The sequence below is a fragment of the Chitinophaga sp. genome, from assembly GCF_035564935.1.
Lineage (GTDB): Bacteria > Bacteroidota > Bacteroidia > Chitinophagales > Chitinophagaceae > Chitinophaga.
Window position 1 is genome coordinate 1 of sequence record NZ_DATMTE010000543.1, and the last position, 8,751, is coordinate 8,751.

10 protein-coding genes are annotated in these 8,751 nt (G+C 46.3%); 7 read left to right on the forward strand and 3 right to left on the reverse strand.

The window, feature by feature from the left end:
• Both VN105_RS14120 and VN105_RS14125 read left to right on the forward strand, forming a co-directional pair.
• Positions 1-668 (forward strand): glycoside hydrolase family 25 protein (locus VN105_RS14120; RefSeq protein WP_325641940.1); only part of this gene is annotated, 668 nt, incomplete at its 5' end.
• 15 nt (positions 669-683) lie between these two features.
• On the forward strand, positions 684-953 hold the full coding sequence (locus VN105_RS14125; RefSeq protein ID WP_325641942.1) for a hypothetical protein: 270 nt from the start codon (positions 684-686) through the stop codon (positions 951-953).
• Here VN105_RS14125 and VN105_RS14130 read toward each other — a convergent pair whose 3' ends face one another.
• The gene (locus tag VN105_RS14130; protein WP_325641944.1) at positions 954-1,499 is read right to left on the reverse strand and encodes a CAP domain-containing protein; all 546 of its coding nucleotides are present in this window, start codon (positions 1,497-1,499) and stop codon (positions 954-956) included.
• A 382-nt stretch (positions 1,500-1,881) separates the two neighbouring features.
• Here VN105_RS14130 and VN105_RS14135 point away from each other — a divergent pair, with 382 nt between their 5' ends.
• Positions 1,882-2,070, forward strand: coding sequence for a hypothetical protein (locus VN105_RS14135; RefSeq protein ID WP_325641946.1), 189 nt, complete (start codon positions 1,882-1,884; stop codon positions 2,068-2,070).
• Positions 2,071-2,184: 114 nt separating this feature from the next.
• Here VN105_RS14135 and VN105_RS14140 read toward each other — a convergent pair whose 3' ends face one another.
• Positions 2,185-2,622 (reverse strand): nuclear transport factor 2 family protein, encoded by a 438-nt coding sequence (locus VN105_RS14140; protein WP_325641948.1) that lies wholly within the window; start codon positions 2,620-2,622, stop codon positions 2,185-2,187.
• A 118-nt stretch (positions 2,623-2,740) separates the two neighbouring features.
• Here VN105_RS14140 and VN105_RS14145 point away from each other — a divergent pair, with 118 nt between their 5' ends.
• The 4 genes from VN105_RS14145 to rmuC all read left to right on the forward strand — a co-directional run bounded on the left by VN105_RS14145 (position 2,741) and on the right by rmuC (position 7,416).
• On the forward strand, positions 2,741-3,931 hold the full coding sequence (locus VN105_RS14145; protein ID WP_325641950.1) for a DegT/DnrJ/EryC1/StrS family aminotransferase: 1,191 nt from the start codon (positions 2,741-2,743) through the stop codon (positions 3,929-3,931).
• Positions 3,932-4,003: 72 nt separating this feature from the next.
• Positions 4,004-4,729, forward strand: a complete 726-nt coding sequence (gene kdsB / locus VN105_RS14150) for a 3-deoxy-manno-octulosonate cytidylyltransferase (RefSeq protein WP_325641952.1) — start codon at positions 4,004-4,006, stop codon at positions 4,727-4,729.
• A gap of 20 nt (positions 4,730-4,749) precedes the next feature.
• Positions 4,750-5,826: an iron-containing alcohol dehydrogenase family protein gene (locus VN105_RS14155; protein ID WP_325641954.1), complete on the forward strand. Its 1,077-nt coding sequence runs from the start codon at positions 4,750-4,752 to the stop codon at positions 5,824-5,826.
• A gap of 144 nt (positions 5,827-5,970) precedes the next feature.
• A complete protein-coding gene (rmuC, locus tag VN105_RS14160) occupies positions 5,971-7,416 on the forward strand; it encodes a DNA recombination protein RmuC (protein ID WP_325641956.1) in 1,446 nt (481 codons plus the stop codon).
• Between the two features lie 50 nt (positions 7,417-7,466).
• Here rmuC and VN105_RS14165 read toward each other — a convergent pair whose 3' ends face one another.
• Positions 7,467-8,660 (reverse strand): MFS transporter, encoded by a 1,194-nt coding sequence (locus VN105_RS14165; RefSeq protein WP_325641958.1) that lies wholly within the window; start codon positions 8,658-8,660, stop codon positions 7,467-7,469.
• Positions 8,661-8,751 lie beyond the last annotated feature (91 nt).

The window sequence follows — 8,751 nt, forward strand, 5'->3', positions numbered from 1 at the left end:
AAAAACAAGTGAAATTTGTACGGTATGAAGAATTTGGTATTGATATGCCGGTGAACTATAAAATTCACGGTATAGACGTTTCCAAATTCCAGAAAGACATTAACTGGGCCGCAGTAAAACAAATGCAGGTAGACAAAATTCGTATATCCTTTACCTTTATAAAGGCCACAGAAGGCATTACACGGCAGGATGCCGCCTTTAAACAAAACTGGGACAGAGCGGGGAAGGCAGGTTTGATCAGGGGGGCCTATCATTTCTTTTATGCCACCCGCGACCCTTTAAAACAGGCCATCAACTTTCATAACGTGGCCGACCTGCAATCCGGGGATCTTCCGCCGGTACTGGATATTGAAACCAGCAACAATCAGCCCGCGGCAGTAATCCGGAGCACCGCAAAGATCTGGCTGGAGGAAATGGAGAAAGTATACAAAGTAAAACCGATCATCTACACAAATATTCATTTTTACGAAACATATCTTGGCAGCGAATTTGACCGCTATCCCTTATGGATCGCGCATTATTATCAGAAGGAACGTCCCCGGTCCGACAGGGCCTGGTTGTTCTGGCAACACAGCGATATAGGCCGGGTAAATGGTATCCGGACTACCGTAGATTTTAATGTATTTAAGGGCGATAGTACAGACCTTGCCAAACTGTGCATACCTTAGCACTATATACAGGTTATGGAAGAAGAACAGGAAAAACCGCCGGAAGATCCCAATAAGATGGATTATGAATTATTTCATTTCCTTATAAAGATTATGAGGACCATTTTTATTGGTTTTTTCTGGATGATGATCAATGTATTCCTGGGTTTGTACCTGGGATTTGCCGTACCGGAGGAATCTACCCCCGGCAGGATGATCTTTTTCTATGTTTGGTTCGGGGTTTCCATGCTCGCTTTCCTTTATCTGGTATGGCGCCTGTGGCGTAAAAAGATGAGCGCTCCCTGATCACCGGGCAGCAGATCTCCTGCCCAGCTCCATTGTCCATGCGTTGTTATAGCGGCCAATGCCGATCTCTGTAAATTTTGCGTCCATCATATTATGGCAATGGCTGGGGCTATTCAGCCAGCCAAGTATCACTGCCTGTTCGTCGAGGTTCCCTGTGGCGATATTTTCGCCGTAATAATTCCATTTATAACCTGCGGCATCAAGGCGGGAGCCTGGCGTAGAGCCATTGAGCCCGGTATGGTTGAAATAATTATTGAGTGCCATGTCTTTGCTGTGGTCATAGGCGGCTCTTTCCAGCAGGCCGTTCCAGGTGACCGGATCTACAGCCGGCATTTTATCAGTGCCACAGTTGCAGCCGCGGCTGCGTATTCCGTTTACCAGCATTAACAGGGCGTTGCGGTCCACTTTGTTTTCAGGTACCACAGCGGTATCGGCAGGAAGTATTTTTCCCGGCTCTTCGGGGAGTGGGGTTGCTGTTTTAGAACAACTGCAATAAATAATAACAGCCATCAATGTGGTGGCCACACGCATAATTTTCCCGGGCATAACCAGTAATAAGTTATAGTAAATAGATACCGGGTTCTAAACAGGACTTGGATTAAAACTAAAATCGGCTTTAGGAAGGAACTTGATTAAAACTACTCGTGGTTGATCAGAGGTTACGGGTTAAAACTGCTTTAAGGCACCGAAGATACTACGTAGATATGAGATATGGAACATAGTTTTTGTAAATCTAATGTTAATCATAACTACCATATTTCTACGTCTATAGTGTTGTTATTCTTTCTCACTGTGCATCAGGGTTTTGTGGAGATGATGCCCCGGCGCCAGTTCGCTATGTCTTCAAAATGGCCTGTTTAACGGGTGGAATAGTGTTTGTTATCTCCTTCAGGTATCTCCCATATTTTCATCTTCAAAAAAAGAGATTATGAAAAAAAAGGAAACAGATCATACCGGCGAACATCATGATAAGAAGAAGAGACCGGTAGATATTCTGTCGCAGGATAAAGGAACCGGCAACCGTAATCCGCTGCACGGCGATTTGTCTGATAAGCCGGAGGAAGAGAACAAAGTGGTAAGGGATAATGATGAAAAAGGAAAGAAATCAAAGCATTGAATATTTTACCATATCAAATGAAAACAAACTAGACTTTATTTAAAAATAAAGAAGTGCCAAACTTCTTTAATGTTGTGGTGTATAGCGGCCATCCTATTCCTGGGATGGTTTTTTTTAGCTGCTATGGTCAGCAATAATTTTCCATTCGCCTTTTATCTTTTTCAGGATGAGGCTGAAATGGCCTTCCAGGTTGCCTATTGTTCTTTCCAGGTGCCATTTACCTATCAGCAAACAGGTGCCGGACGCCAGGGGTTTGAATTGCAGTAATTTGAAATCCAGCCTGCCCATGGCAGCAGTGTTAGGGTAGGTTTTCTTATAGCGATCCAGCGTAGCCTGCCAGCCGTAGGTTACCCCGTTTTTACCAATAAAAAGGAGGGAATCGGAATGCCAGTAAGTGGCCATGAAGCCATCTATATCCCCTTTATTCCAGGCCGATGTTTGAACGTCCATCAGCGCCGTAATCTGCTGCTGATCGGAAGAACCGCCTTTCTGGGCATGGGTGGGCATTCCAGCTAAAGCGCCCAACAGGATAAGAAACAGTGCAAAACGCATGGTAAATTTTTAGCAAAAGATAAACAGTTTTTCCGATGTAATGCAATGCCTATTATAGTAACTTTGCAGCACTATTTAAAAAGCACTATTCAAAATTATATTTTAAAATCAACAGTTTATGCCCGGATTTGAACTATTTGGAGCCGAGGAAAGGAAAGAAGTAAACGATGTACTGGAAACAGGAATCATGATGCGCTACGGATTTGATGGTCCGCGTAAAGGCATCTGGAAAGCAAAGGAACTGGAACAGGCCATTTGCGATAAACTGAATGTACAGTATACCCAACTTGCCTCCAGTGGTACGGCAGCATTAACCACTGCTATGGCAGCCCTGGGATTGGGGGCCGGCGATGAGATCATTATGCCGACCTTTACTTTTGTGGCCAGCTTTGAATCGGTATTTTCCGTAGGAGCTACACCGGTGCTGGTAGATGTGGATGATACCCTGACACTTGACCCCAAAGCAGTAGAAGCCGCTATTACTCCGCGTACAAAGGCCGTGATGCCGGTGCATATGTGCGGGGCGATGGCAGACCTGGATGCCTTGCAGGCCATCTGCAAAAAGCATAACCTGTTTTTGCTTGAAGACGCCTGCCAGAGCTTCGGAGCGTCTTACAAAGGAAAGGCGCTGGGGTCTATCGGCGACGCAGGTACGTTCTCTTTCGATTTCGTAAAAACGATCACCTGCGCAGAAGGCGGAGCGATCATCACCAACAATAAAGATATTTATACTAAATGTGACGGCTATACGGACCATGGACATGATCACCTTGGTGCAGACCGGGGGGCAGACCTTCATCCGTTTATTGGTTACAACTACCGTATTTCAGAACTGCATGCAGCGGTAGGACTGGCACAGATCCGCAAACTGGATACTTTCCTGGAAATACAGCGTAAAACCAAGAAGATATTCAAGGAGGCCCTGGCTACAGTACCGGGCGTAACCTTTCGCCGCCTGCCGGATGAAGCCGGCGACAGCGCCACTTTTCTTTCGTTTTTCCTGCCGGAAACCGCCCAGGCGGCCAAAGCGGCTGCAGCAATGAAAGCAGCCGGACTGGTGGCGTTTCACTATTATGAAAACAACTGGCACTACATCCGCCAATGGCAGCACTTTAAAGAAGGCAGTGTATTAACTCCTTTTGCCAAAGAACTGAAACAGGCGATGGAGGTATATAAAACCAAAGAGTTTCCCGCTTCAGATGCTATTATCGGCAGGAATATTTCTACCCCGATCAACCTGAGCTGGAGCGATGCAGAGATACAGGAGCGGGCGGAGAAACTGGTGAAAGCAGTGAAAAGCGCATTATAATTGACCTGGTAAAGGCGTGGGGCGGCAATGTATATTTGTTGCCTGCGCCTTTTGCAGTTAAAATCATACTACATGAAAAAAATAGCGTTGATACCTGCCCGTTATGGCGCTTCCCGTTTCCCCGGTAAAATGATGGCCAAGCTGGGTGATAAAACAGTGATACTCAGAACGTATGAATCTGCAGTAAACACGGGGGTTTTTGACGATGTAATGGTAGTGACAGACAGTGATCTTATCTATAATGAAATTGTAAGTAACGGTGGAAAGGCGGTTATGAGTAAGAAGGAGCATGAATGTGGTACTGATCGTATAGCCGAAGCCGTTACAGATATGGAAGTGGATATTGTGGTGAATGTGCAGGGAGACGAGCCCTTTACGCAAAAAGAACCGCTGGAAAAACTGCTGAAAGTATTTGAAGGGGAAGAAGGAAAGAAAGTGCAGGTAGCCTCGCTGATGCAGGAGTTGAAAGACCAGGCATCCATTGAGGATCCTAATTATGTGAAAGTAGCGGTAGATAAGAATTTCAACGCATTGTTCTTTTCCCGTTCCGTTATTCCTTACCCGCGTAACACGGATATAAAAAGCATTTACTACGAGCATATTGGTATTTATGCATTCCGGAAGCAAACCCTGCTCGACTTCACGCAACTGGAGGTAACACCCCTGGAGGCTGCGGAAAAGATCGAATGTTTGCGTTACCTGGAGAACGGGATCCCTATGAAGATGGTTGTAACTTCATACATGGGTGTTGAAATAGATACCCCTGAGGACTTGCAGAAGGCAGCAAAACTTTTATAACACCTAACTATTACGGATATATGAAATTCAGGAATTTTAAAATGGTGGATTATGTAGTTTACGGCAGCGGATGTTTTGATCAGCTGGGTGAAATACTTGCCCCCAGGCGCATAGGCGATGCTCCCATGATATTTTTCGTGGATGAGTACTTCCAGGATAAGAACGAATTTTTGTCCCGTATCCCGTTGGAAGGGAAGGATAAAATTGTAGTGATTGATGTAACCGATGAGCCTAAAACGAAAACGGTAGACAAGATCCGCGATGAACTCAAAGCGGAATTTGGTACAGTATCAGGGATCATTGGTATTGGTGGAGGATCTGTGATGGATATGGCCAAAGCGGTGTCCCTGATGATGACAAACCCGGGTTCATCTGCTGATTACCAGGGATGGGATCTTGTAAAAGTAGCGGGTGTTTATAAAGTGGGCATACCTACTATTTCCGGTACAGGAGCGGAAGTGAGCCGCACCTGTGTGTTAACGGGTCCTACCCGTAAACTGGGAATGAACTCTGATTTCACACCATTTGACCAGATCGTACTGGATCCTTCGCTGACGAGAACAGTAGAAGCCAACCAGCGTTTCTATACGGCGATGGATTGCTTTATTCACTGCGTGGAATCGTTGGAGGGTACCTACCTGAATGCATTCAGTAAATCGTACGGAGAGAAGGCACAGGAGCTGTGTGAAGAAATTTTCCTGCAGAAGGAACAGTGGGATGATGATGCCGATGAAAAGCTGATGATGGCCTCTTATGCAGGCGGAATGAGTATTGCTTACTCACAGGTAGGTGTAGCGCATGCGGTGAGCTATGGGTTGGCATATTTGCTTGGCACCAAACATGGTATTGGTAACTGCATTGTGTTTGACAAGCTGGAGGAATTTTATCCGGAAGGGGTAATAAAATTCAAGCAGATGGTGAAAAAGCATAACATCACTATTCCGCAGGGTATCACCAAAGGATTAACCGACGAGCAGTTTGAAACGATGATCAATGTGTCGCTGGGGATGGCTCCTCTATGGGAAAATGCGCTGGGGAAAGACTGGCAGCAGATCATGACCCGCGAAAGACTGCGTAAGCTGTACGAGCGTTTATAACAGGGTTTAATTATATTGGAAGCAGGAACGGACGGAATAATTTCCGGTTGTTCCTGCTTTTTTTATTTTGGGAGAGATGTTCGTCTGCCTCAACGCAAATTCAGTGCGTAGTGACAGACTATTTTGCCATCAGAGGAATTTATCATGATCATACTAATTGTCATTTCGGGAATTGTGATATTGGTGCTCGGTTACCTGTTGTTTGCTGCGCGGCAACAGCAGCGGGTGCGCGAGGCGATGTTCATACAGCAGCAGCGTGACTGGCAAGCCAGCCAGGCTGTTCTGCAGGAAAAGTATAACCTGCAGGAAGCCAGGCAGGAATACCTGCAGAATATGCTGGATGATAAAGGGATACTGGTAAAGGAAAAGCAGGAGCAACTGGAGCGGTTAAATGAAGAGTTTTCGGTGCTGATGTCTGAGCAGGGGCGCATCATGGAGCAGAATAAATACCTTCAATTGCAACTGAGTGGGGAAAAGGAGCGGCTGCAGCAGGTACAGCAAGACTTCAGGGTACAATTTGAGAACACTGCACAGCAGTTGTTGCAGCGGATTTCCGGCACTTTCATGGAGCAGAATAAGGTGAAAATGGATGATGTGCTGAAGCCGCTGGCAGAGAAGATCGATAACTTCCGGAGTAGTGTACAGCAATCGCTTGTGGCGGAAACGGCGCAGCGCACAGAATTGAAAAACGAGTTGCAGCGGCTGCTGCTGCTCAATCAAACATTGTCGAAAGAAGCCAATAACTTAACCAATGCCTTAAAGGCTGATACAAAGAAGCAGGGGAATTGGGGGGAAATGATCCTGGAAAGGGTATTAGAGGCTTCCGGGTTGGAAAAGGGCGTACATTATTTTACCCAGGACGCCCAGCGGGATGAAACCGGGCAGCTGAGAAAACCCGACCTGGTATTGCAGCTGCCGGAGGACCGGCAACTGGTTATCGACTCCAAAGTATCTCTTAAAGCGTATGAACAGTATTGCAGCGCAACCAGTGAGGAGGAGAAGAAGCAGGCGCTCAGAATGCATCTGCAGTCGGTAAAGAACCATGTAACTGAGCTGAGTGCCAAGGCGTATCATACATTATACAAAAACACAACAGACTTTGTGATGTTGTTTATTCCCATTGAGCCGGCGTATGCACTTGCCATTATGCAGGTAGACGAAGACCTGTATGATTTCGCATTCCGTAAAAGGATCATATTGGTAAGTGTACCGTCTTTACTGGCTACGCTCCGGGTAATTGATAATATGTGGAGACTGGATAAACAGAATAAGAACGCGGAGGAAATTGTAAGGCAGGGAAGCGCACTGTATGATAAGTTCGTAGGATTTGCGGAAGATATGGGGCTTATTGGGGAGCATTTGAAGAGGAGCCAGGGGGCGTATGAAAATGCCATGAATAAGCTATCTGCCGGTAACGGCAATCTTGTGGGCCGTGCAGAAAGGATGCGTAAACTTGGACTCGACAATAAGAAGGAGCTGCCTAAAAATTTAAGGATAGCCGTAACAGAGGATTTGTCATTGCCTGAAGAGGAGCCTGTTACCGTGATCCCGGCGAAAGCAATCCCGGAGGATGGCATTGCGGACGAATAACGGGTAATGTACGGCTGCATTATAACCTTGGCATAATGCGGCCTTTCCGGTTATACCTTTTGTACAACAGTATCCGTAGTTTTCCCAGGTTTATAAATGAAACTGAGATACAATGTGGCCATCAGCGTAATGCCGGCAAATACATAAAATGTAACCGGGAAATTAGTGGCGTGGTTATTATAAATAAATGCGGAAAAATAGGCTCCCAGGCCAATGCCGGCTTCCATGGCAATGTACATGCTGGCGAGCGCACGTCCGCGATGTTCCGGCCGGCCAAGATCAACAGTCCAGGCAGTTACTGCGGGAGAGTTCAGTCCCACCGAAATACCATATACCACGGCGGAGGAAAGAAGTAACAGGCTGTTATGGGCCAACGCCATCATTAGCATGGAACCGGCCATCATTACAGCAGAAACTTTCAATACCGGCACCCGCCCAAACTGGTCTGATACCTTGCCTGCCAGTAACCGGATACCAATAGAGCTACCAGTAAAGAAAGTGAAGAAGAGCCCTTTATTGCTTATCCCCAGATAGGCGCTGAAATCGGGTATGATAGTAAGAATGGCGCCGTAACTGAAATAAGTAAGAAAAGTGATGATCACCGGTGACCAAACCAGGGGCTCAAAAATTTCACTGCCGGAGATCCTCAGCAGGGAAAACCTGAAGCGTTGTTTATGGGCAAGCGTCTCTTTCATTCCGATAAGAATCACCACAGACAATAATGCAAATACAGCTGATAGCTGGAACATGATGTTAATATTCCACCGTACGGCCACATATCCGCCGATGGCAGGCCCCATGGCCATTCCAATGGTGCTGAATAATCCTACCATACCCATGGCCTCGCCCCGTCGTGTAACGGGTACCATGTCAGACACATAGGCAGCAGTGCCGGTGGGCTTAAACCCGGTGGAAAATCCATGGAAGAACCGTAACAGGAGGAAGGCGCCAACAGAACTGATCAGCGGATAAATCAGGCTGCATACCACACATACCAACGACCCGAAAATCATAACCGGCACCCGCCCAATCGTATCTGTCAGTTTGCCGCTGAATGGTCTCGAAAGCCCCGCCATTAAAGTAAATAAGCCAATAATGTATCCTTTGTAATCAGCCCCGCCCATCCGGGTAAGATAAGCCGGCAGTTCGGGGATCATCATATTGAAGCTGGCAGAAAAGAGTGCGTTGCTAAGGCAAAGTAATATAAAATGCAGGGTGTAAATCTTTTCCTTCGACTGATACATGCCCGCAAAATTAGGAACTATGGTACAATTTTAGCAAAGTAATTGCCTCCTGCAATAATCTTATGAACAAAAATCAGCGGTGGTCTGTTTA